A 24,936-nucleotide genomic window follows, 5' to 3' on the forward strand; every position below is an offset into this window, starting at 1 on the left:
AAAAAAGGCTGTCTTTCTTGGAGGCCACTGAAAAGTCTTTTTAAGAATATATTGTTAATAAAAAGGAGTAGAAATCAAAGTTTTCTGCTCCTTTTTTTCGTATTTTTAACTGTAACCATAAGGCCTTTTAGATGTTAGTTCAGCAACAAAAAATTCAGTTCAGTCCGTATTCTTCGTTATATGATTTAATTGTTCCCAAGGATAATATGCTAAGGAAAATCAATGAATTGATAGATTTTTCATTTATCTACGATGAGTTGCTAAATAAATACTGTACAAATAATGGTCGCACAGCAGAAAGTCCTGTGCGTATGTTCAAGTATTTGCTTCTGAAAACGATTTATACCGTTTCAGATGTTGATGTAGTGGAGCGTTCCCGTTTTGATATGTCCTTTAAGTATTTTTTGGAAATGGCACCAGAAGAAGATGTCATAAATTCTAGTTCGTTGACAAAATTTAGAAAACTCCGTTTGAAAGACACCGACTTACTAAATCTATTGATTGGTAAAACGGTATCTATAGCCGTTGAAAAGGGCATCATACGCTCCAAGTCTATTATAGTTGATGCCACACATACTTTATCGAGATCAAATCCATTTTCGGCAATTGAAGTATTGCGTGAACGTTCCAAACTACTACGAAAAACGGTTTATTTATTTGATGACCAATGGAAAGAACGCATGCCAGAGAAGAACAACACCAATGAATTGGAAAAGGAATTGGCCTATTGTAAAGAGTTGGAGAAACGGCTAGAAAAAGAACAATCTTTATGTTCCATACCTGCCGTGAAAGAAAAATTAAACTTGCTAAAAGAAACGATAGAAGACACTCAGGAAAATTTTACGTTATCAAAAGATACAGATGCTAAAACGGGTCATAAATCCGCTGATAGTTCCTTCTTTGGATATAAGACTCATTTAGCAATGACTGAAGAACGTATCATTACAGCAGCTGTAGTAACATCAGGAGAAAAAGGAGATGGACCAGAATTACCTAAACTTTTAGAAATTAGTCAAGAAAATGGAATTGATGTAGATACAATTATTGGCGATGCAGCCTATTCAGGGAAAGAAAATCTTAAACTCACAAGTGAGCAAAACATTAAAGTAGTAGCGCGTCTAAATCCTTCCATAACACAAGGATTTAGAAAAGACGAAGATAAATTTGATTACAATAAAGATGCCGATATGTTTGTTTGTCCTGCAGGTCATATGGCTATACGAAAGGCTCTTCAGGGTAAAAAAAACATTGGAACGAATCAAGTACAAACCTACTATTTTGATGTCGAAAAATGCAAGTCTTGTCCTTTAAAAGAGGGTTGTTATAAAGACGGAGCCAAGACAAAAACATATTCTGTATCGATAAAATCAGACTTACACCAAGAACAAATCAGCTTTCAAGACACTGACTATTGCAAAGAAAAAGCAAAACACCGATACAAAATAGAAGCGAAAAACAGTGAATTAAAAAATGTACATGGTTATGATAGAGCAATATCGTATGGCATTACCAATATGCAAATGCAAGGAGCAATAGCAATTTTTGCAGTCAACTTAAAAAGAATACTGAAATTAATGTAGGAAATGCAAGCTACACGCGCATTATGCAAAATGAACCTCTATCAGTCAAAAATCGGCTGACACAACCTACAATAAAAAACAGTTACAAAAAGAAAAACGCTTGTAAGGGATGTTTAAAAATCCTGTTACAAGCGTTTTTTTATTGTCTAAAAAACGACGCTAATCAAAATAAGCGATGTTTTTCAGTGGCCTCCTTTCTTGACAGCCTTTTTCCCTTACTAAATGTTTTATTTTTTCACAAACTTCATCACTTTTACCGGATTGTTTTCGTTATGCACTTTCACGAGATAGATCTGAAGGCGTACAGTTGTTCTTTAAGTACTTTTTTAACAAAGTCAAAGCTAAAAAAATTCTCAATTTGTTTTAAACTTCCATGTTTGACCTATCGTTTCTCCTCCTTTATCATCTTTAACTACGACTTTCCAATAATATTCTTTTGAAGCAGCTAATGGTACGTCTAGAGTATTGGTTACCAAGTTTTCACTTACTTTTGATATAGGCGGATTGTCTGTCCCAAAATACACATCAAAAACAAGGGTATCATTTACATCAACATCACTTGCATTCCATTTCAATGTTGCTGTTGCTGTATTTAATACGGCGTTTAAAACAGGCTGCACAAGTTCTGGAGAAAAAGGCAAATGATTTACTACTGCTTCTCCTTGTGTATAAAAATTGTATATGGAGGAATAATCACTTGATAAATTTTCATTATCCGTTGCTTTAACTCTCCAATAGTAAGCTACACCCTTCTCTAATGAGATATTTTGAGAGTTAGCGGGGCCTTCCAATGTCTTTACAATTTGCAAAAATTGATTGTCTTTTGCTATTTGGGTTTGATAGGTTATGGGATCATTATTAGAATCTGTAGACACATTCCATTGAAAACTAACCAAATTATCTACACATAATTTATTATTTGCCGGAGCAACTAATGTTGGTACTGTGGGCGCTTCGTTTTTAGGCGTAGGCACTGGATCATCGCCTCCTCCACAAGAAATTGACAAAAACCCAATGACAGCTACATATATAAACTTTTTCATTTTCATTTTTATTTTTTTATGATTTTCAGATATACAGGGGTGTCCAAATAGACTTTTGCAATATAAATTCCTGCAGATTCGTTTTCCAAGTTTAGCTGAACTTTTCCGTTTACAACAGAATAGGTTCCTCTTGAAATTAATTGAGAGCTTAAGGTGTACAAATCTATAACAACTTCTTTTCTGGAGATAGGCAATGTGATTTCAAATCTTCCGGCTGTAGGATTTGGATAGGATGAAACGAACCCTATTAAATCATCTATTCCTTTTGAATAAATTCCCTCACATGGTTTAGCTGTTTTTACTTCCAACAAATCCCCTTTTTTAATCTCTACTGAAAAAGTGGGAGAAGGGGTTTCAAATTGCGCATTCCCATTTACAAAAATTTTATAGGGGGCCGTACCTTCAACTATTTCAACAGCAACCTTGTTCGAAACAACACTTGATTTTCCCGTAACGGTTGTCCCTTTTGGAATAACAATCGTGAAGCCTTGTTCAAAAGTTTCTCCCAGAACAGAAATAGATCCATTATAAATACCAGGAGCTAAATTGGAGACTGACAAGCTATTATTGATAAAATCGTAAGTTTTATTATTTATAGTGGCCACATAGGGATGAGTTATAGTGGCATTGATAGTTATTTCCCCATTATTTTCATTTACACAAGATTCGCCTTTTGATTCAATAGTAAAATTATTTGACGGCAAGGTAAAATCTTTATCGGCTAATAAGGATTTTTTATTTCCATATATTTTATACCCCCCGGCCGGAATGGCAATCGTTGCACTAACATTGGTAACATTAATGGACGTATCATCCATCAAATTATACCAAATTCCGGTGTACGGAAAACCAGTGGCCACATTTTGTGTTGTCACATCAAAGTTGGCCAGTATCAAAACATCTTTGAGCTGCGTTGGTAATAAAGCGCTATTGGCAATTTTAATATTTGGATACAACGAACTGGTGTTGTTTATGGTTGCCGTTCCTAAAAACACGGGATCTGTTGTTTTCAGAGCGATTATTTTTGTCCAATCGGTATAGACCTTATTTCTATTGGCATCGCCAAGCCAGTTGTTTGTCCATTGCGGCTGTGGTTTGGTGTCCAGTTTGCAATCACCCGATATTGTGGTAGAATTGTCGTTAACGGTTCCATTATTACAGCTGTAAATGGAGTTCTCCATTCCTAATTCACCAAAATGCCAAATCATCTTAGGCCCAGGAACCAACAATGAAACAGCCCCTAAAGCAGACATTCGCGACAGGGCAACATTCAATGTTTTCACGTTATGGGAGGCATTCGTACTATTCCCAAATTGTAAATTTTTGTACATCAGTCGTTCTTCATCATGACTTTCGGCATAACCCATCAATCTGTTTGCGGTAAATCCACGGCTAGTGCTAGTCATATTATAAATATTGCTGGCATAACCCATCGTCAAATTATTGTATTGATCCGTCATTTTTCCCCACATCATCACCCCTTTGCTTGGCGTTTCAAAGATTCTATAATTGGCCCACTCCTGTTCTTCAGTATTTGTTCCCAAATGTTCGAAAATAGTGTAATGTGTCGGATCCAAACCCCAGGAATAATCGGCATAGTCTTTCAAAATGGCAACCCGGTCGGCCTGATAGGCATTCGTACAGGCATCATCCCCAGAAGTGCAATTTTGTGTAAATCCTTTGGTCAAATCCCAACGAAATCCATCAATTTTATATTCTTCAATCCAATGTTTGATTACGCGATGAACGTAATATTGAGTTCTGGGTTGTTGATGATTAAAATCCTCCCCGACACTATAGGAATGTTTCGCAACCGTATTAAAGTAAGGGTTTTCATATGAAGGGCTTCCCCAACCATCGCCATCAGGGTCATTCATCCACATTCGGTTCATAGGATTTCGTCCAAAGGCATGATTCAAAGCGACATCCAAAATCACGGCAATCCCGTTTTGATGGCATAAATCAATGAGTTCTTTTAATTTTTCCGAAGTCCCATAAAATTTATCCAAAGCCATATGAAAGGAGGTGTTATACCCCCAACTTTCGTTGCCTTCAAATTCCATGACAGGCATTAAATGAATGGCGTTCACTTTCAGGTTTTTGAAATAATCGATTTTATTAATCAAGTCTTGATAGCTTCTATTAGCATCAAAATCTCGAACCAAAAGTTCATAAACTACTAGTTTTTCTTTGGCTGGTTTAATAAAATTAGTCGTTGCACTACTCCATGCGTAAGGCGTTTGTCCAGTTTGTAAAACGGTTACTTCTCTTTCCTGTCCAACGGGATATACCGGAAGATTCGGATATGTAGAAGCTGGAATATACGGATCATCATAAGGAGACAAAACCAAAGTAGAATAAGGATCCGCCGTCTTTACCAAAGAAGGTGTATTAGCGATAGGCGTTGCATCAACCACCCAATATTGATAGGTGTAATTTGTACCCGAAACTAAACCTGTCAATTCCAACCAAAACTTACCTGACACAGGGTCTTTTTTCATCGAATAAGAAGCCGTAGGCTGCCAACTGTTGAAAGTTCCTGCTACATAGACAAAGTCTTTTAGCGGGGCATCCAGCACCAGTGTTACTTTTGTCGCGTCACCAGTATTGTAATTGATTCCGTCCAACAAACCTGCAGGCATAGTAGCACTTACAGTTCCCGGATTTACAATGGCACTGAATTTTTTAGTAATAACTGTAGTTCCTTGAGTAACTTCCAATTCATAGTTTTGATTGCCTGTAATATTTGTATGAGTAAAAGAGTAGCCGGATGTACTTCCGTTTGTATTAATACTTACACCATTCGATTTTAGATTGTAAGCAGCTACTCCATTGGTATTATTAGCTGCAATACTTAAACTCCCTCCTGAGGTAATAATAGAGGAACTGTTTTGTAAAGGAGCTGTTAAATTAACTTGAAAAGCACCAACTTCTGCAAGGATATCCTGCGATTTTTTATCCCCAGTTCCATCTTTGGCTTTTATCAAAAATCCTATTTTCCCTATTCCTGTTGTGCTGTAATAGGTTGTAGGTGTAATCGTTTTTGTATAAGTATCATTAGCCAAATTATAGGTAAATCTACTTGCTTCGTCAGAAGCCGTCCAAGAACCATTAAGAGGTGTTCCTTTTTGAGTGGTGTCATTTATGTCAAAAGCCCATCCCCACATATATAATGCATTTCCTGTTACTCCCCAAGTCGCTTCATTTATACTATTCCCATTGATAGTAATAGTGATTGCCGTCGTTTCCTCAAAAGTGGCTGGACTAATACTGTACGTAACCGTTTGTTGCTGTGCAACTGCAGCAATTGAAAGGAAAAACAAAAATAAAAGTATAGTTTTTTTCATGGCTTTTTATTTTATAAAAAAAGGGCTATCACAAAGATAGCCCCTTCTTTGTTATAATAAATTATTCCTGATTAGGTATCATTAAATAACTACCATCTAAATCATTGAAATAGATTTTATATTTTGATTTTACAACCGGTAGATCCCCTCCACTTGCACCATTGTTTGTAAATCCAGAGAAAGCAGTATCACCACCCCAGTTCACATCCCATGCATTATTTGCTCTAAATTTAGCTTTACCATCATTTAATGGTAACAAATCCAATGACCAAACATGTGAGTTAAATGCAGATTGAGTCAATGCAGTTGAAGCATCCCATCCTAATGGAGTGCTACTTCCAATAATACCAACTGTAGTGAAAGTTGCAGCAGCAGATGCATTATAAGCTTCTAAAGTATACTTTAATGTTTCTGTATTCATTGTGAAAGTATAATATCCATCAGTTGCAATACTAAAAGATGCTGGATCTGGATCAGCTTCTGTAGGTCTAGCTACAATAGCATCCCCATCACCTTTACCATACATTGGTGCCCATTGTCCAGGTGTAGAAATTAATTTAAATGCTCCAGCTTTAAAAAATCCTGTAAATTTATATAAATTAGGATTTGTTCCGCTTCTAAATAAAGGTTGGTTTTTATTGTTATTGTTCCATCCTGCAGCAGTAGCATCACCTACAAAATACCAATCAGTAAACTCGTAAGGAATTAATCCTGTGTAAGCATTAAGCAAAATAGTTAATGGAGTTTCAGAAATCATTTTTTCAACTCCTGTTAGACTTGACATCACTTTTACATCATAAGAACCTAATTCATCAGGTATACCGCCTAATTCAATTACCGCCTGATTTAAAGTTCTTACAGTAACTTCAATTTGAGTTGCACCAGAAGTTCCTCCTAATTCAATTGCATTTGTAAAATCACCACCTTTAACATCTATCAAAAGTTTATATCCAATCTCTACATCTCCACCATAAGTGGCTGCAGTCCAAACAAAACGTTCTGCAACGTCATCAGCATTTTCTTCAAGCAATACGTATGATTTATCATTTTCAGGCGCAACTAATTCAGGAGTATCAACTCCTTGAATTACCGGTCTATCTTCTACATCTTCCACGCTACAAGACAAGGCAAGAACCGCGAATAAAGCAATTATTGATTTAGTTATATTTTTCATTTTTTATTTATTTTTAATATTATTAATATCCAGGGTTTTGTTGTAATTTATTGTTTGATGCTAAAGCTGTAGCAGGAATAGGGAATAAATCTCTGTACGATTGTGTTGGAGATCCTCCAGCCACATTTCCTTTCCAAGGCCATAAATAACTACCACCTGAAAATTTACCAAAACGAATTAAATCCGTTCTTCTGTGTCCTTCCCAGTGTAATTCTCTCGCTCTTTCGTCAAGAATCAAGTTTGCACCTGCTGCATCAGCGTTAAGAGAAGCTATAGTTGAAGCATTTGCTCTTGTTCTCAAAGCATTTACATAGGTTCTAGCTGTTGCAAGATCCCCTACTTTACCAACTACGGCACATTCTGCATACATTAAATACGCATCGGCTAAACGGAAAATTGGAAAATCTGAATCAGAGAAGTTACCAGCTTTATCTGAACCCTGAACTCCATTTACATCTACATTTCTAAATTTTTGAATAGCATACCCATCAGTGAATGTACCAATTTCCACGATTTCTTTCGTTTGTCCATCAGTATAAAATTGTCCTCTTGCATCTGTAGTATTTTCACTAAACTTGTCTACAAATGCCGATGTCGTTCTGATTCCGGCCCAACCACCATTGATTCCAAATTCAGCTGCTTTCATAGTACCACCAACTGGCGCATGCGTTAAGAAAGTAGTTCCACCATACGTTTGTGTGTGAAGACCATCAAAAGCAATTGCAAAAATAAATTCGTTTTGAGCACCATTTTTATCATTATCTGCAAAAAACAATTGGTTGTAATTCGTATGCAAAGAATAGCTAGAACCGATTACTTTCGTAATTAATGGTAGCGCTCCCGCATAGTTATCAGTACCAATGTATACTTTAGCATTCATGTACAATTTAGCTTGTAGCATCCAGGCAGCAGCCTGATCCACACGATACGCCTCATTTGATTTTGGTGCTTTCAATTCTGGAATAATTGCTGTTAATTCCTCATCAACAAATTTGTACAATTCTGCTCTTGTAGCATATTCAGGATAATAAAAAGTACTTGGAGAATTTTCAGTAACCAAAGAACCTCCGCCAAACATATCAATTAAATGCCAATATGTTAATGCTCTTATGAAACGTGCTTCTGCTCTGTAGGTTTTAATTTCAGCTATCAAAGCAGCATCAAGACCTCTTGTCGCTAATTTCTCATCCGTAGTTTGTCTTAAAAACTCATTGCAGTTTACAATCTGAAAAGAGAAACGTGCAAATGTGGCTGTAATAAAACGGTCCAAAGAAGTCCATGTTTGCGAATGTAAATCTTTTATTGTTCCATCATTCCATCCAATAACTGCCTCATCAGTAGTCAATTCCTGCATTAACCAAAATCCTCTGATATACTGGCTTTCTCCTTCATCAATTCCGGAGATATCAGGAGAACCTGCAGCTGTTTGACCTGAGGTAGCAAATCCTGCGTATAATTTAGCCAGATTTTGTTTATACGATTCTGGAGTACTAAAAAATTCATCGCCTGGAACCGCAACTGAGCTTTCTGGGGCTTGGTTCAAATCATCTGTACACGATGGGAATAACATCACCAACAGTAACAAAGAAATACCCAATAATTTTATTTGTGTCTTTTTCATTTTTCTTGTTATTTGTATTAGAAATTAACGTTTAAACCTAACGTGAAAGTAATTGGTCGTGGATATAAATTACCATCTATACCATCCGCTTTTTCCGGATCTAACCCTTCATATTTAGTAATTACCAAAACATTTTGAGCTGATACTGTCAATTTAACTAATGAAGAGGCATTCTCTTTTTGATTGAAAGTATACCCAACACTTACATTGTCTAACCTAACAAAAGAGGCCTCTTGAATGTAATAATCGGATTCAAAACGTTTTGTGTCATTTGATCTAAAACCTGTTTCCAAAACATTTTCAACACCGTTTGACAAATCTGTATTTCTTATCAAAATGTTATTGAAAGAACCTTTGCTAGAATCTACGTTATTGTAATTGTAATTACCCCAAGATCCTCTCCAGTTCATTCCCATATCAAAGTTTTTATAGGTTATACTTGTATTAAATCCGTAAAAAACATCAGCTGCAGGTTTATGAAAACGATATTTATCTTGTTGTGTAATAAGTCCATCTTTATTTCTGTCGATATACACACCATCTAATGGTTTTCCATCCACACCATACGCTTGCTCATAAACATAAAAAGAACTTGGTGAATAACCTACTTGGTGATTTTGAATCGTGTTTCCTGTAGCTCCTTCATAACCTCCGATATTAATACCTGGTGTATTAGGTTGCGTAGTAGTCAACTTAGTGATTTTAGAATCTTGGAACGTTACGTTTCCACCTATTCTCCATTCAAAATCTTCAGTACGAACAGGAATAACTTCCGCAGCAATTTCAATCCCTTCATTTTCGATTGTTCCTACGTTATAATTATCAAAGTTTGAAAATCCGAAGAAAGAAGGATTTTGCGTGTACAATAATAAATCTTCGGTAGTTCTCTTGTACAAATCAACACTACCATTAATTCTATTGTTCACAAATCCAAAATCCAAACCTGCATTAACAGTTGTGGTTTGTTCCCATTTCAAATTACTATTATATGGCTGTGGTCTGTAGGTAGTGTAAAAATCACTTCCAAACTGGTATTGAGCAGCAGTATTAGATGCTAAATACAAAGGAATAGAAGGATAACTTACTCCAATATCCTGTTGTCCAGTAATACCCCAACCACCACGAATTTTTAATGTAGAAATACTAGCTACATCTTTCAAGAAATTTTCTTCATTTAGTTTCCAAGCTAAAGCTACCGCAGGGAAATTTGCCCAACGATTAGATTCTGTAAATCTTGAAGTACCATCACGTCTGTAAGACAAAGTCAATAAATACTTATCCGCAATACTGATGTTTGTTCTCGCAAAGAAAGATTGCAAGTTGATACGTGTCGGGAAATTAGGATCAACAGTAGTGTTTTTACTTTCGAAATTATAATTTGCAACATAAAGTGACTCTCTAAAATCTTGATACGAATAACCACCTGTTACATCAAATTGGGTATTAATAGATTCTACTTTTTTGTTGTAATTCAAGAATAAATCCATTAATTTATTAAAACGTGATTGCGTTCTTTCAACAGTATTATTAAATCCAGAACCTTTCAATCCATTACGATAATCAGCAGCGGTAACCTCATTGTAATTACCCCTCAATTGATCGTAACCAAAATTAGCCACTGCTTTCAATTCAGGTAAAAAATGCATTTTGTACTCGGTTTGAATATTTCCAATACTTCTGTAAGCATTACCTGTTTTGTTAACCTGATCAATCATAGCCACTGGGTTTAAACCCGCTAGTTGATTGATTTCAGTTGGAGAGGTGTACCATTGAAAAAAAGTGCCATCAGCATTTCTTACTGCTTGAGTTGGATCAAAACGAATAGCCGAACCAATAGCATCACGATTACTGTAATTACTGTTTATAAGAGAGGTATTGTTATTCAATTCAATTTTTAAATGCTTATCCAAGAAATTTCCCGTTACACCAACACCTAAAGTCGTTCTCTCCATGTTGTCTCTTTTCAAGATACCATTCAAATTCGCATACCCTACAGATGCTCTGTACACTACATTATCAGAACCACCGCTTAATGCAATATTATGATCTGTACCAATAGCTGTTCTGTATATTTCATTTTGCCAGTCCGTATCAGCAGCGCCAACCAAAGCCTGTTGAGCAGTATTTCCATTTGCAGTAATAAAATCTCTAAACTGAGTAGATGTCAATGCATCTACTTTGTTAGTAATTTCAGAAACTTGGAGGTTTCCATTGTAATTCACTTGTAAATCACCTGCTTTTCCTTTTTTGGTAGTAATAATGATCACCCCATTCGAAGCACGAGAACCGTAAATCGCAGTTGCCGAAGCATCTTTCAATACCGAAATGGATTCAATGTTATTTTGATTGATTGTTGACAATGGGTTTCTACTACCCTCTACACCTCCAGCCGCAACTGGAACACCATCTATAACATACAAAGGGTCGTTATTTGCAGACAATGAAGAACCACTTCTGATTCTTATTGTCGCGCCTTCACCTGGAGAACCACCTCCATTAATGATTTGCAAACCAGCCACTTTACCTTGAATCATTTGATCCGCAGAAGTTACCGGTCCTTTATTAAAATCTTTTGCTGTCAATACAGTCACTGCACCTGTCGCATCTTTCTTCTTAACGGTACCGTAACCCACTTGAATTACGACTTCTTTCAATTGATTTTCATCTTCTCCTAAAGAAACAGTTAATGATTTTTGAGAATCATAGTTCACTACAGCATTTTTGTATCCAATATAAGAAAAAACGACTTTATCGCCTTTCTTAACATTTGATAACTGATATTTACCATCAAAATCTGTTGAAACACCATTTGTGGCGCCTTGAACATTTACATTTACTCCCGGAATTGGTTGTCCTGATACTTTGTCAAGAACAATCCCATTAAGAGTATTCTGAGCCAGAATACTAAAAGGCAGTAACAGTAATAAAAATAACAACTTTTTATAAATTGTTTTCATACTTTTTGTTTAAATTAATTTTAGTTTTGGTTGTTTTTTTAAGTTTTAATTTTACTTCGAATTTCAAATTTAGGTAAATATTGAAACCACCGACAAAGCCCAATTCAAATCACGTTACGAAAACGTGATAGTGTTGAAAACTTTGTGTTTTATATTGATTTTAATGAGAAAAAATACAATAAATAAAAAATAATCTTATCTTTATTATGAATTGAATATTACAATACTATTATCATGAAAAGAAAGGTCACCCTTAAACAAATTGCAAAAGAGCTTGATGTATCGATTTCAACCGTTTCAAAATCCCTAAGAAATAGTTTAGAAATTGGAGAAGAAACCAGATTAAAAGTGCAGGCATTTGCAAAATTTTACAACTACAAACCCAACAATATTGCACTTAGTTTAAAAAACAGAAAAACAAAAACTATTGGAATTATTATTCCGGAAATTGTCCATCATTTCTTTTCAACAGTTATTAATGGAATAGAACAGGTGGCTAATGAAAATGGGTATAGTGTCATTATTTGTTTATCTGACGATTCCTTTGATAAAGAAGTACTTAACATGGAAATGCTTGCTAACGGAAGCATCGATGGATTCATTATGTCGCTTTCAAAAGAAACCCAATTCAAGGGTGATTTTCATCATATTACGGAAGTTATCGACCAAGGAATGCCTGTCGTAATGTTTGACAGAGTAACTAACGAAGTATTGTGTGACAAAGTAATTATAGACGATAAATTAGCCGCTTATGAAGCTGTTCAAAATTTGATTGACAAAGGAAAGAAAAAAATCGCCCTTGTTACGACTGTTGATTATGTAAGCGTAGGAAAACTAAGAACTGATGGCTACATCAAAGCCTTACTAGACAACGACATCCCCTTTAATGAAAATTTAATTATTAAAATAGAAGATGTAGACACCTGCGAAATTACCATTGGCAAATTACTTGAAGACAAGGCCATTGACGCAGTTTTTGCAGTAAATGAACTTTTTGCAGTAACCATAATTAAAACTGCTAATAAAATAGGATTAAATGTCCCTAAAGACTTGTCTGTCATTGCTTTTACAGACGGAATTATTTCTAAGTATTCCACCCCAACTATTACAACCGTAAGCCAAAGCGGAATAAAAATGGGAAATAAAGCCGCAAAAATGCTCATTGACAGATTAGAAGCAGAACATGAGGATGATGAAGCAGAAAATTATAAAACTGAAGTAATTGAAACACATTTAATAGAAAGAGAATCTACGAATTAACATTATTATGTAATTTATTCATTACTACAACCTTGTAGTTAAAAATGTTTACCATAATTTGATTCTAAAAAGTAAAAGATTAAAATAAATTTTTATATTTACCCCCTCAAAGCTTTTACTTTTACTTCGAAAATAAGACAAGTTTTGATAAGCATAGCGCTTATCGTATTAATTTTTAAATTACGATAATGGAAAAGCGTAGATTAAGTTTCTGGGAAATTTGGAACATGAGTTTCGGTTTCTTGGGAATACAGATGGGATTCGCCCTTCAAAATGCTAATGCCAGCAGAATTCTTCAAATTTTTGGTGCCGATGTCCACGAACTATCCTGGTTTTGGATAATTGCCCCTTTAATGGGACTTATTGTACAACCTATTATAGGACACTACAGTGACAAAACTTGGGGTAAATTTGGGAGAAGAAAACCTTTCTTTTTAGTCGGTGCTTTATTAGCCTCGATTGGTTTAATATTAATGCCACAAGCCGAAATTTTTATTGCGTTTCTACCTGCTTTATGGGTTGGTGCAGGAATGTTAATGATTATGGATGCTTCTTTCAATATTGCTATGGAACCCTTCAGGGCATTAGTAGGCGACAATTTAAGAACAGATCAGAGAACGCTAGGATTTAGTGTACAAACGGCTTTAATTGGTTTTGGTGCCGTTATTGGCTCTTGGCTACCGTATGTCCTGACTAATTGGTTTGGAGTTACTAACAGAAACGAAGATGGTGGAGTTCCTATGCATTTGATTTTATCTTTTGTCATTGGAGCAATCATTCTTGTGGGCTCTATTCTTGTTCCCATTTTTACTACTAAAGAATACGCTCCTGAAGAATTAGCACAATTTGAAGATGAAATGGCACATCAAGAGACTAGAGTTTCTGATACCAATCAAAAAGAATCGAGTTTATTAGACATTTTTGACGATTTTAGAAAAATGCCAACAACAATGAGACAATTAAGTTGGGTACAATTTTTCTCTTGGTTTGGTCTTTTTGGAATGTGGGTTTTTACAACTCCTGCCATAGCCCATCACATTTATGGCTTACCTATTAACGATAGCAAAAGTGAAGCGTATCAAAATGCAGGAGACTGGGTTGGCGTACTATTTGGTATTTACAATTTGGTTTCTGCTTTCTATGCTTTTGCTTTACCCTATATCGCAAAAAAATTCGGAAGAAAACTTACGCATTCTATCTCACTAATTATTGGTGGTATTGGACTGATTTCTATCTATTTCGTACCCAATGAAAACTGGTTAGTCCTATCCATGATAGGCGTTGGTATTGCTTGGGCGAGTATTTTATCTATGCCTTATGCCATATTAGCCGGATCAATATCTCCAATGAAAATGGGAGTTTATATGGGTATTTTTAACTTCTTTATCGTTATCCCTCAAATTATCAATGCCTTAATTGGCGGACCATTAGTTAAATATTTATACAATGACAATGCCATATTTGCATTAGTCACTAGTGGAATCAGCTTCTTGATTGCTGCTGTTTTAGTAGTTAAAGTACAGGATGTTGATGACGTAATAAAACAATAATCAATGAATAAAAAAGCATTTATATTCGACTTGGACGGAGTGATTGTAGACACGGCTAAATACCATTATTTAGCTTGGCAAAAAATCGCAAATGAATTAAATATTGGATTTACACTTGAACATAATGAATTATTAAAAGGAGTTAGCCGTGTGCGCTCTTTGGATATTATATTAGAATTAGGAAAAGTGGAAGCTTCACAAGAAGATAAAGACAGATGGTTAGTTCAAAAAAATGAGGATTATTTATCCTATTTAGTTGACATGGATGAAAGTGAAATTCTTCCAGGCGTTTTTCAAATTTTGAAGTTTTTGAAAGACAAAAATCAATCAATAGCCTTGGGTTCTGCCAGCAAAAATGCCAGACCAATTTTAGAAAAAACAGGAATACTATCCTATTTTGATGCTATTGTAGATGGTAATGATGTGACAAACGCAAAACCGGATCCGGAAGTTTTCCTGATTGCTGCTAAATTATTAAATATAAATCCAGAAGATGCCATTGTTTTTGAAGATTCAGTTGCAGGAGTTCAAGCAGCCAATATTGGAAAAATGACTAGTATAGGAATTGGCTCAACAGCCATTCTACATGAAGCAAAATACATCTTTAAAGATTTCACAGCAATAGACACGAGCTTCATAGAAGATTTAATTAAAGAATAGAGTCAAAAAAATAAAGAAACAAGATTCAAAAAAGTAAAAAAAGGACAAGATTGTATACGAATCAGAACAATCTTTAAATTTTTAAATCATTGAATTTTTAAATTAGAAAAGAATGAACCAAGATTATATAAAACCAGACAATTGGTGTATCATAGAAGAAGGATTTGATGTAGAGAGCGTAAAATCATCTGAAAGTCTGTTCAGTATTGGTAACGGTGCCATGGGACAACGTGCTAATTTTGAAGAAAATTATACTGGAGAAACGTTTCAGGGAAGTTATATTGCCGGAATATATTATCCAGACAAAACCAAAGTGGGTTGGTGGAAAAATGGGTATCCGGAATATTTTGCCAAAGTCTTGAATGCACCAAACTGGATTGGAATAGATATAGAAATAAACGGGGAAAAACTTGATTTGAATACCTGTACAGTTGTTAAAAATTTTCGCCGTGAATTGAACATGAAAGAAGGCTGGTATAATCGTTCTTTTGAAGCCACTTTGAAAAACGGAACAGAAGTTTCGGTGAATATCCGTCGTTTCCTTTCTATCATTTTAGACGAAGTTGGGGTTATTAATTACGAAATTACACCTTTAAACAAAGATTCAAAAATAATTTACAAACCTTATATTGATGCTGGTGTAACCAATGAAGATGCCAACTGGGAAGAAAAATTCTGGGAACCACTTGATGTTAAAAAATCAGGAAACGAAGCTTTTGTAACGGCTCAAACGTTCAAAACGCACTTCAAGGTGACTACTTTTATGCAAAATAGCATTTGGACAAATGGCGAAAACATCCACGTTTCTCCTTCTTCTATCGATGCTTTTTCCGATAAAATTCAATTTTCATATGGCGTTATTATCGCTAAAGGTGAAAAATCAAGTATCCAAAAAATTGGAGGTTATACCGTTTCCTTAAATCATGAAAACACAATTACCGCTGCCGAAAAAGTAATCCAATCAGCATTAGCAAAAGGATACAATCAAATGTTACAAGATCAAATTGACGCTTGGGCTAAAATTTGGGAAATGTCAGATATTACAATTGATGGCGATGTAAAAGCACAACAAGGAATTCGTTTCAATATTTTTCAATTAAATCAAACCTATTTAGGGAAAGACAGCCGATTGAATATTGGACCAAAAGGATTTACCGGTGAAAAATACGGGGGATCAACTTATTGGGATACTGAAGCGTATTGCATTCCGTTTTATATGGCGACCAAAGATCAGGAAGTGGCACGAAATTTATTGACGTACCGCTACAATCAATTGGACAAAGCCATTGAAAATGCAGCCAAATTAGGATTTACTAACGGTGCTGCTTTGTATCCAATGGTAACAATGAATGGGGAAGAATGCCATAATGAATGGGAAATTACTTTTGAAGAAATTCATAGAAACGGAGCCATTGCCTTTGCCATTTATAACTTTTACAGATATACAGGTGATTACAGCTATATTCCTGAAAAAGGACTGGAAGTATTAATAGGTATTGCTCGTTTTTGGCATCAAAGAGCCAACTTTTCGACTAATTTAAACCAATATGTAATTCTTGGTGTTACCGGTCCAAACGAATATGAAAACAACGTAAACAATAATTTCTACACCAATTATATTGCAAAATGGTGTTTGGAATATACCTACGAACAAATTCAAAAAGTATCGTTAGAATATCCTTCGGACCACAAAAGAATTACCGAGAAAGTAAAAATCACGGATTCCGAATTACAATCCTGGAAAAAAGTCTCGGATAATATGTACTTTCCTTTTTCTGAAGAACAGAATGTTTACTTACAGCAAGATGGATTCTTAGATAAAGATTTAGTTAGAGTAGCTGATTTAGACAAAAGCCAAAGACCAATCAACCAAAAATGGTCATGGGACAGAATTCTACGTTCTCCTTATATTAAACAAGCCGATGTTTTACAATGTTTTTATTTCTTTGAAGATCATTTTTCGAAAGAAGAACTTAAAAACAATTTTGAATTTTACGAATCCTTTACGGTTCATGAAAGTTCACTTTCGCCTTGCGTACATTCCATTCAAGCCGCTTTACTAGACAAAATGGATATGGCCTATACGTTCTATTTGAGAACTTCTCGCTTAGACTTGGATGATTATAATAAAGAAGTTGAAGAAGGCTGTCATATTACTTCGATGGCTGGAACTTGGATGAGTATCGTAGAAGGTTTTGGCGGAATGAGAATCAAAGAAGATAAACTTCATTTTTCTCCAAAAATTCCAAAAGAATGGAACGGTTATTCCTTTAAAATCAATTTTAGAAATCAAATTCTAAAAGTTGCCATTAATCATAATGAAACAACATTTTCAATAGATGGCAACAAAGAATTAGCAATAGTAGTGAATGGCAAGGACGTAATTGTTACGGCTGAAAATTTAGTTACTGTTTAAAAAAATTAATTGTTAGAACTTGTAGTTAATTCTATCATTTGATCCGAAGCCTTGCTGGGCTTACAAACAATCCCAATAAACATTGGGATTGTTTAATTGATAACAGTTCTTAAATCTAGATCTACTTTATCAAAAATTGTTAAAATCAATAATTTCTTTTAAAGCACATCGCCTCTATGTTAATGTTGCTAAAAAATTTAATGCTAATAAAACGTATTTCATAATGAATAAAATTATTTCTTTACCGTTCATAAATAGGAGCTTTCTAAAAAAAACAACCTTATTCCTTTTTTTTATGTCTTTAACTTTAAATGCTCAAATTGACAGAATTGAACCGCCTTTTTGGTATGCAGGTATGAAAAATCCCGAATTGCAAATATTGTTTTACGGAAAAGACATTGCACAATATCAAGTTTCAGTATCTGATGGCATAAAAATTACCAACGTTAAGAGAACAGAAAATCCTAATTACATTTTTGTTACTATTGACACCAAAAAAGTTACGGCAACTGATCTGGTTTTTACTTTTAAAAGCAACAATAAAGAGACATTCACACAAAAATACAGTTTAAAGAAAAGAAGAGAAAATTCAGCGCAACGCAAAAGTTTCGATTCCTCGGACATGATGTATTTACTGATGCCGGATCGTTTTGCAAATGGAAACAGGAATAATGACAGTGGTGAAATTACTACAGAAAAATACAATCGCGAATTGCCTGGAGGAAGACATGGTGGCGACATTGAAGGAATTATAAAAAACTTGGATTACATTTCCTCACTCGGGGCAACAACCATTTGGAGTACGCCACTTTGCGAAGATAATGACGCTGCTTTTTCCTATCATACGTACGGTCAATCTGATGTGTATAAAATAGATCCGCGTTATGGAACCAATGAAGATTATGTTCGATTGGCTTCAGAAATGCATAAAAGGGACATGAAATTAGTGATGGATTACGTCACCAATCATTGGGGTATCGAACATTGGATGATTAAAGATTTGCCCACTCGCGAATGGATTAATCAATTTGAAAACTACACGCAAACCAATCATAAAAGAACCGTTATTCACGATACTAATGCATCTAAAATTGATACGGAAACCTGTGTAAATGGCTGGTTTGTTCCATCAATGCCTGATTTAAATTTAACCAATCCTTTAGCCTTAAAATATCTTATTCAAAATGCAATTTGGTGGATAGAATACGCTGATTTGGATGGCTTTAGAGTAGACACTTATAATTATTCAGATCCAAAAGGAATCGCAAAATGGACTAAATCCATAACCGATGAATATCCCAATTTTAATATTGTAGGCGAAATTTGGATGCACAGCCAGGCACAAATGGCGTTTTGGCAAAAAGACAGTCCAATAAGCAAAATACAAAATTACAACTCCTATTTACCGAGTGTGATGGATTTTACATTACATGAGGCAACCAGCAAAGCTTTTAATGAAGACGAAGCTTCTTGGGACAAAGGCATTATAAAACTGTATGACAATTTCACGAATGATTTTCTCTACCCAAATATCAATAATCTCTTGGTTTTTGTTGAAAATCATGATACCAATCGTTTTAATCAGACTTATGGGAATGATATCAGAAAATACAAAATGGCAATGGCTTTGATAGCAACGGTGCGCGGAATTCCACAATTGTATTATGGAAGTGAAATTGGTATGACTGGTGACAAAGGTAAAGGCGATGCCGATATTCGTCAAGACTTTCCAGGTGGCTGGGAAGGTGATAAAAACAATGCTTTTATAAGTGAAGGGAGAACTCCGGGACAAAGTGACTATTTTAATTATACTTCTAAATTATTTAATTGGAGAAAAATAAAATCGGTTATTCATTATGGGAAGACGACCCATTACATCCCTGAAAACAATGTCTATGCTTATTTTAGATACAATACTAATGAAACGGTGATGGTTTTAATGAACAACAGTAATGAAACCCATACCATAAATACACATCGTTTTAAAGAAAACATCAAAGATTACAAAACGGGAAAGGATGTGATTTCAGAATTAACATTTGATATTACAAACGAAATAATAATTGAACCTAAATCAGTTATAATTTTAGAATTGAAGTAATTTAAATCCCATAAGACATCTAAGAAAACATAAGGTACTGTAACGAATAATTAACACCCCAAAACTTAAATGAACTTATATTTCTTATGTGTTTCAAAAAACAACTACCGAAAAAACAATCATTAAATTCTAATAAATGAAAAAACATTTAATTCCGCTTTTAATAGCAGTAATGACAATTTTTACCAGCTGCTCCAGTACAAAAACTATTTCTGAGAGTAATAAAACCCTATTTGTTTGGGAAGGAGCTAATGTGTATTTTCTAATGACAGACCGTTTCAATAATGGTGATACTTCAAATGATGTTACCTTAAACCGAACAAAAACAACAGGAAAACTTCGTGGTTTTGAAGGTGGCGACATCAAAGGAATTTCGAAAAAAATTGATGACGGCTATTTTGACAAACTAGGAATCAATGCGATTTGGTTTACACCGATAGTGGAACAAATTCACGATGGCGTAGACGAAGGAACGGGATTAAGCTATGGATTTCATGGGTATTGGGCAAGAGATTGGACAAATTTAGACCCTAACTTTGGAACAAAAGAAGATTTGGCTGCATTAGTCGAGAAAGCGCATGCCCACGGAATTAGAATCATTCTTGATGGCGTTATCAATCATACCGGACCGGTAACAACTGAGGATATGGTTTGGTCAAATGACTGGGTGAGAACGGGACCAACTTGCGATTATAAATCTTTCAAAAATACAACTGCCTGCACGTTGGTGGCCAATCTTCCGGATGTAAAAACAGAGAGCAATCAAAACGTGGAATTACCACCTTTTTTAATCGAAAAATGGAAAAAAGAAGGACGCTACGAACAAGAAATCAAAGAATTGGATGCGTTTTTTGCTCGTACCGGTTATCCAAGAGCACCTAAATATTACATTATCAAATGGTTGACGGATTATATCGCTGATTATGGAATTGACGGCTACAGAGGAGATACCGTAAAACATACTGACGAAACGGTTTGGTCCGATTTCAAAACCCAATGTAATTATGCTTTTGAAACTTGGAAGAAAAACAATCCAACCAAAGTTCTGGATAACAATCCCTTTTATACTATTGCCGAAGTATACAATTATGGCATCAGTGGTGGACAAAATTTTGATTTTGGAGACAAAAAAATAAACTATTATGAAAATGGTTTCAACAACATGATCAATTTCGAATTCAAATGGGATGCGCAAAAAGACTATGAATTTATATTCTCGAAATATTCTGACAAACTCAACAATGAACTGAAAGGATACAGTGTTTTGAACTATTTGTCTTCACATGATGACGGCGGACCTTTTGATGCTAAAAGAACAAAAAGCAAAGAAGCAGGTACAAAATTGCTGTTAAGTCCTGGACTTTCTCAAGTCTATTATGGTGATGAATCTGCGCGTTCATTAGTAGTTGAAGGAACTCAAGGCGATGCTACATTACGTTCATTTATGAATTGGGATGATATCAAGTCGAATCCTGAAACACAAAAAATACTGTTGCATTGGCAAAAATTAGGACAGTTTAGAAAAAAACATCCTTCCATTGGAGCAGGAATTCACAAGCAAATTTCGGTTCAACCATATGCTTTTTCCAGAACTTTTACAAAAGGAGATTATTCAGATGCAGTAGTTGTTGCATTGGATTTAGCGATTGGCAAAAAAGAACTTTCTGTAGGTTCATTTTTTGCAGACGGTACACCATTAAAAGATGCATATTCCGGAAAAGAAAATATCGTCATCAATGGAAAAGTGACAATCGATTCCGAATTTGATATTGTTTTATTGGAACTGAAAAAATAGAAATCCTCTCCCCTCCCGATCCCGAAGCCTCGGGACTCTCCGAAGGAGAGGGAGACGAGAACGAAAAATTAAACGACTCCTTTTTATCCTGCAAGGTTTCCAAAACCTTGCAGGTATATTTATTCAAGGAAACATAATAATCCAAACGTCTTTAGAAATGAAGGCGTTTTTTTATGTTTACCTTTACAAAAAATAAACAACAATGCTCAAAATTGGACATCGTGGCGCTAAAGGTTATGAACCTGAGAACACATTAATTTCTTTCCAAAAAGCATTAGAAATGCAAGTAGACGGGATTGAACTCGACGTGCATTTGAGTGCTGATGGGGAATTAATGGTTATCCATGATGAAACCATTGACAGAACCACCAATGGAAAAGGTTTTGTAAATACATTATCTTTGCGGGAATTGAAGGCTTTTCGAATAGATGGCAAACATGACCCGAGGCTTTTAGCAGAACCGGTGCAGCAAATTCCAACGCTGAAGGAAGTATTTGATTTGGTAAACCAGGACTGTTTTATCAATATTGAACTCAAAAGTTATGAAGCGGCAGAAAAAGTGGTTTCGCTTATTGAGAAGTATGTCGTTAAAAAAAACTGGAAGTATGACCGTTTTTTAGTGTCCAGTTTCGATTGGAATGCATTGCAGCAAGTCGCTTTTTTAAATGATAAAATTCCAATTGGCGTTTTAACGGAAACCGATTTAGAATTAGCGATGGCTTTCGCCAAATTTATTCAGGCTAAATCCATTCACCCGCATTTTCATTTATTGACAAAAGAAAATACAGCGCAAATACAGGAAAAAGGATTGCAAGTTTTCCCTTGGACCATCAATGAATCAGAAGACATTCAAAAAATAAAAACATTCAACGTAAACGGAATCATCACTGATTTTCCAAATAGAATATGAACCAAAATTTCGATATAATAATAGTAGGCGGTGGCGCAGCAGGTTTTTTTACAGCGATTAATATTGCAGAAAAAAATCCGAAGTTAAAAGTAGCCATTCTGGAACGTGGTACAGAAGTACTGAATAAAGTTCGTATTTCCGGTGGCGGAAGATGCAACGTGACACACGCTTGTTTTGAACCTAATGAATTAGTGAAGTTTTATCCGCGTGGCGAAAAAGAATTACGTGGTCCTTTTCATCAGTTTTGTTCTGGCGATACGATTGAGTGGTTCGAGAAACACGGCGTAGAGTTGAAAATTGAAGCTGACGGACGCATGTTTCCGGTTTCGAATTCATCACAAACCATTATTGATTGTTTCCTAAAAGCAACACAAAAACTGGGAATTGCTGTTCTAACTGGACAAAGTGTACAATCCATTTTCAAAAAGGATAATTTATGGAAAATCGAAACCCAAAATGAAAATTATCTTACCGAAAAACTAATTTTAGCTACTGGAAGCAACCCAAAAATCTGGGAAATGTTACAAACTTTTGGACACGCTGTAGTCAGTCCGGTTCCTTCTCTATTCACTTTCAACATCAAAGATGCCCGAATAAAAGAATTACCCGGAGTTACAGCTCAGGTTACCGTTAAGGTAAAAGACACCAAGCTCACGTCAATTGGGCCTTTATTGATTACCCATTGTGGAATGAGCGGCCCGGCGATTTTAAAACTCTCCGCTTGGGGTGCCCGAATCTTGCATGACAAAAATTATCAGTTTACTATTTTCGTCAATTGGTTAAATGATGTAGACGCAACAGATGCCGAAAAAATCCTAAAAGAATTAAAACAAGAACATGCTAAAAAATCGGTCTCTAAGAAATCCCCTTTCGAATTAACTAACCGATTATGGGAAAGTTTGGTACTCGCTTCAGGAATTGAATCGGAAACCAAATGGGCTGATTTATCAAAAATTCAATTGCAAAATTTAGCGAATCAGTTGACAAATGGCACTTTTCAAGTGAATGGAAAAAGTACGTTTAAGGAAGAATTTGTAACTGCGGGAGGAATTGATTTAAAGGAAATTAACTTCAAAACCATGGAAAGCAAATTGCATGAAAATCTATATTTTGCCGGCGAAATTGTCAATATTGATGCTATTACGGGAGGATTTAACTTCCAAAATGCTTGGACGAGTGGGTTTATTGTGGCGAGTGCAGTTTAGTCAAACTCATCTTCTGAAAATATCCCTGAATTGATACAGTAATCTTTCAATCAATCGTAAATCCTCGGTTACGATATCAGCAGTGCCAGGCATTTCTTGTTGAAAAATAATTTGTTTTTTATAGGAAGTTTCCAAGCCATCAGGTAACGAAACATTAATCAATAAATTGCCCTCTTTGTCAGGTGTTAAGGAAATAGCATTTACTTTTCCTTTAATAATTCCAAATTCTCTATCGGGATAATTTGCCAATCGTATATTGACCGTTTGAGCCATTTTTATTTTTCCCGAATTTTGCGCAGGAGCTTTTACCTTACCAATATAACCACTTTCGTTTGTAGGAATAACAGCAAACACATTGTCTCCAGCATTTACAGTTTGATTTTCCGCCCAAAGTTGCAAAAAACTAACTTTCCCATCAATAGAAGAGCGTAAAACGTAATTTAACTCCCAATCTTTAATCGCTTTTTTGAGTTGATAAAAAGCTTGAATTACATTGCGCTCCAAGTTTACATTTTCCTTACTTTCGTTAATTTGAGTGGTTTTACTATTTCTGTTTAATTCATTAAGCGATGATTTTAATTGTGAAATAGTGCTTAACAAACTTCTGTAACTTTTATCAACTTGAAGATACGTTAAATTGTGTTTTTCTATTTCTTGCGCAGCAATTATTCCTTTATTGAATAAACCTTGATACCGCTCCAAATCTATTTTTTGTAATGCCAATTCATTTTGACTACTATTTTTTTGAGATTCTAATAAATTCAATCGCTCTTTTAACTGAATAGCTTCATAGCTTTGAGCAGTACCTTCCACTTGATAAGGCTGTAATTTAGCATTTAAATCATCTGCAATACTTTCTTTTTGAAAAACGGCAAACGAGCTTTCGATTTCACCAAGTTGAGCCAATTTTAATTTATCAAATGGGAATTTATTTTTGTCTATATTGATTGTATCTACTATGCTTTTTAACAAGAACACATCATTGTGATTTGAGGCGTTTTCTATAACTGCTAATGGAGTATTTTTAGAAACAAGCATCCTGTCTTTTATCAAAATTACTTCAATTTTACCAGATACTTTTGCAACTAATTTTTCAGGCGGAATATTAGTTGTAATAATAATTTGTGTTAAAATAACATCCGGATATTTAACCATCCAAGAAACAAAAAATAACGATACTAAAATCAATAAAACCACAACCGAACCCCAACGAATCATCCAATGAGGGACTCTTGTAAGGATTTCTTGTACTTCTTCACTTCTTAATTCTATTACTACATTTTCAGTCATTGTTTCTTCTTTTACTTCTTAAATCTA

General features: G+C 35.0%; 15 protein-coding genes. 9 read left to right on the forward strand and 6 right to left on the reverse strand.

Annotation, left to right across the window (positions count from 1 at the left end):
• Window positions 1–131: 131 nt before the first annotated feature.
• The gene (locus tag ACNO7W_RS08400; RefSeq protein ID WP_417937769.1) at window positions 132–1,580 is read left to right on the forward strand and encodes an IS1182 family transposase; all 1,449 of its coding nucleotides are present in this window, start codon (window positions 132–134) and stop codon (window positions 1,578–1,580) included.
• A gap of 353 nt (window positions 1,581–1,933) precedes the next feature.
• On the opposite strand, the gene ACNO7W_RS08405 is transcribed toward ACNO7W_RS08400, so the two are convergent.
• The 5 genes from ACNO7W_RS08405 to ACNO7W_RS08425 form a co-directional block, all read right to left on the reverse strand.
• Window positions 1,934–2,623 (reverse strand): hypothetical protein, encoded by a 690-nt coding sequence (locus ACNO7W_RS08405; protein ID WP_417937770.1) that lies wholly within the window; start codon window positions 2,621–2,623, stop codon window positions 1,934–1,936.
• Window positions 2,624–2,631: 8 nt separating this feature from the next.
• Window positions 2,632–5,970 (reverse strand): alpha-amylase family glycosyl hydrolase, encoded by a 3,339-nt coding sequence (locus ACNO7W_RS08410; RefSeq protein ID WP_417937771.1) that lies wholly within the window; start codon window positions 5,968–5,970, stop codon window positions 2,632–2,634.
• Between the two features lie 61 nt (window positions 5,971–6,031).
• Window positions 6,032–7,144 (reverse strand): SusE domain-containing protein, encoded by a 1,113-nt coding sequence (locus tag ACNO7W_RS08415; RefSeq protein WP_417937772.1) that lies wholly within the window; start codon window positions 7,142–7,144, stop codon window positions 6,032–6,034.
• 22 nt (window positions 7,145–7,166) lie between these two features.
• Window positions 7,167–8,765: a RagB/SusD family nutrient uptake outer membrane protein gene (locus ACNO7W_RS08420; protein ID WP_417937773.1), complete on the reverse strand. Its 1,599-nt coding sequence runs from the start codon at window positions 8,763–8,765 to the stop codon at window positions 7,167–7,169.
• 17 nt (window positions 8,766–8,782) lie between these two features.
• Window positions 8,783–11,722 (reverse strand): SusC/RagA family TonB-linked outer membrane protein, encoded by a 2,940-nt coding sequence (locus tag ACNO7W_RS08425; protein WP_417937774.1) that lies wholly within the window; start codon window positions 11,720–11,722, stop codon window positions 8,783–8,785.
• Window positions 11,723–11,956: 234 nt separating this feature from the next.
• Between ACNO7W_RS08425 and ACNO7W_RS08430 the strand changes: the two genes are divergently transcribed.
• From ACNO7W_RS08430 to ACNO7W_RS08465, 8 genes are all read left to right on the forward strand, one after another.
• Window positions 11,957–12,982 (forward strand): LacI family DNA-binding transcriptional regulator, encoded by a 1,026-nt coding sequence (locus tag ACNO7W_RS08430; RefSeq protein ID WP_417937775.1) that lies wholly within the window; start codon window positions 11,957–11,959, stop codon window positions 12,980–12,982.
• A 188-nt stretch (window positions 12,983–13,170) separates the two neighbouring features.
• On the forward strand, window positions 13,171–14,532 hold the full coding sequence (locus ACNO7W_RS08435; protein ID WP_417937776.1) for an MFS transporter: 1,362 nt from the start codon (window positions 13,171–13,173) through the stop codon (window positions 14,530–14,532).
• 3 nt (window positions 14,533–14,535) lie between these two features.
• On the forward strand, window positions 14,536–15,192 hold the full coding sequence (gene pgmB / locus ACNO7W_RS08440) for a beta-phosphoglucomutase (RefSeq protein WP_417937777.1): 657 nt from the start codon (window positions 14,536–14,538) through the stop codon (window positions 15,190–15,192).
• Window positions 15,193–15,304: 112 nt separating this feature from the next.
• A complete protein-coding gene (locus ACNO7W_RS08445; RefSeq protein ID WP_417937778.1) occupies window positions 15,305–17,608 on the forward strand; it encodes a glycoside hydrolase family 65 protein in 2,304 nt (767 codons plus the stop codon).
• A gap of 295 nt (window positions 17,609–17,903) precedes the next feature.
• Window positions 17,904–19,709, forward strand: coding sequence for a glycoside hydrolase family 13 protein (locus ACNO7W_RS08450; RefSeq protein WP_417937779.1), 1,806 nt, complete (start codon window positions 17,904–17,906; stop codon window positions 19,707–19,709).
• Window positions 19,710–19,845: 136 nt separating this feature from the next.
• A complete protein-coding gene (locus ACNO7W_RS08455) occupies window positions 19,846–21,504 on the forward strand; it encodes an alpha-amylase family glycosyl hydrolase (RefSeq protein ID WP_417937780.1) in 1,659 nt (552 codons plus the stop codon).
• Between the two features lie 202 nt (window positions 21,505–21,706).
• On the forward strand, window positions 21,707–22,414 hold the full coding sequence (locus ACNO7W_RS08460; RefSeq protein WP_417937781.1) for a glycerophosphodiester phosphodiesterase: 708 nt from the start codon (window positions 21,707–21,709) through the stop codon (window positions 22,412–22,414).
• Window positions 22,411–23,619, forward strand: a complete 1,209-nt coding sequence (locus ACNO7W_RS08465; protein WP_417937782.1) for an NAD(P)/FAD-dependent oxidoreductase — start codon at window positions 22,411–22,413, stop codon at window positions 23,617–23,619. Before ACNO7W_RS08460 ends, ACNO7W_RS08465 begins: the two co-directional genes overlap by 4 nt.
• Before the next feature lie 6 nt (window positions 23,620–23,625).
• Here the strand turns inward: ACNO7W_RS08465 and ACNO7W_RS08470 are convergent, their stop codons facing one another.
• Window positions 23,626–24,909 (reverse strand): HlyD family secretion protein, encoded by a 1,284-nt coding sequence (locus ACNO7W_RS08470; RefSeq protein WP_417937783.1) that lies wholly within the window; start codon window positions 24,907–24,909, stop codon window positions 23,626–23,628.
• Between the last annotated feature and the right edge of the window lie 27 nt (window positions 24,910–24,936).

This window comes from Flavobacterium sp. ZB4R12 (assembly GCF_048276375.1).
Classification (GTDB): domain Bacteria; phylum Bacteroidota; class Bacteroidia; order Flavobacteriales; family Flavobacteriaceae; genus Flavobacterium; species Flavobacterium gawalongense.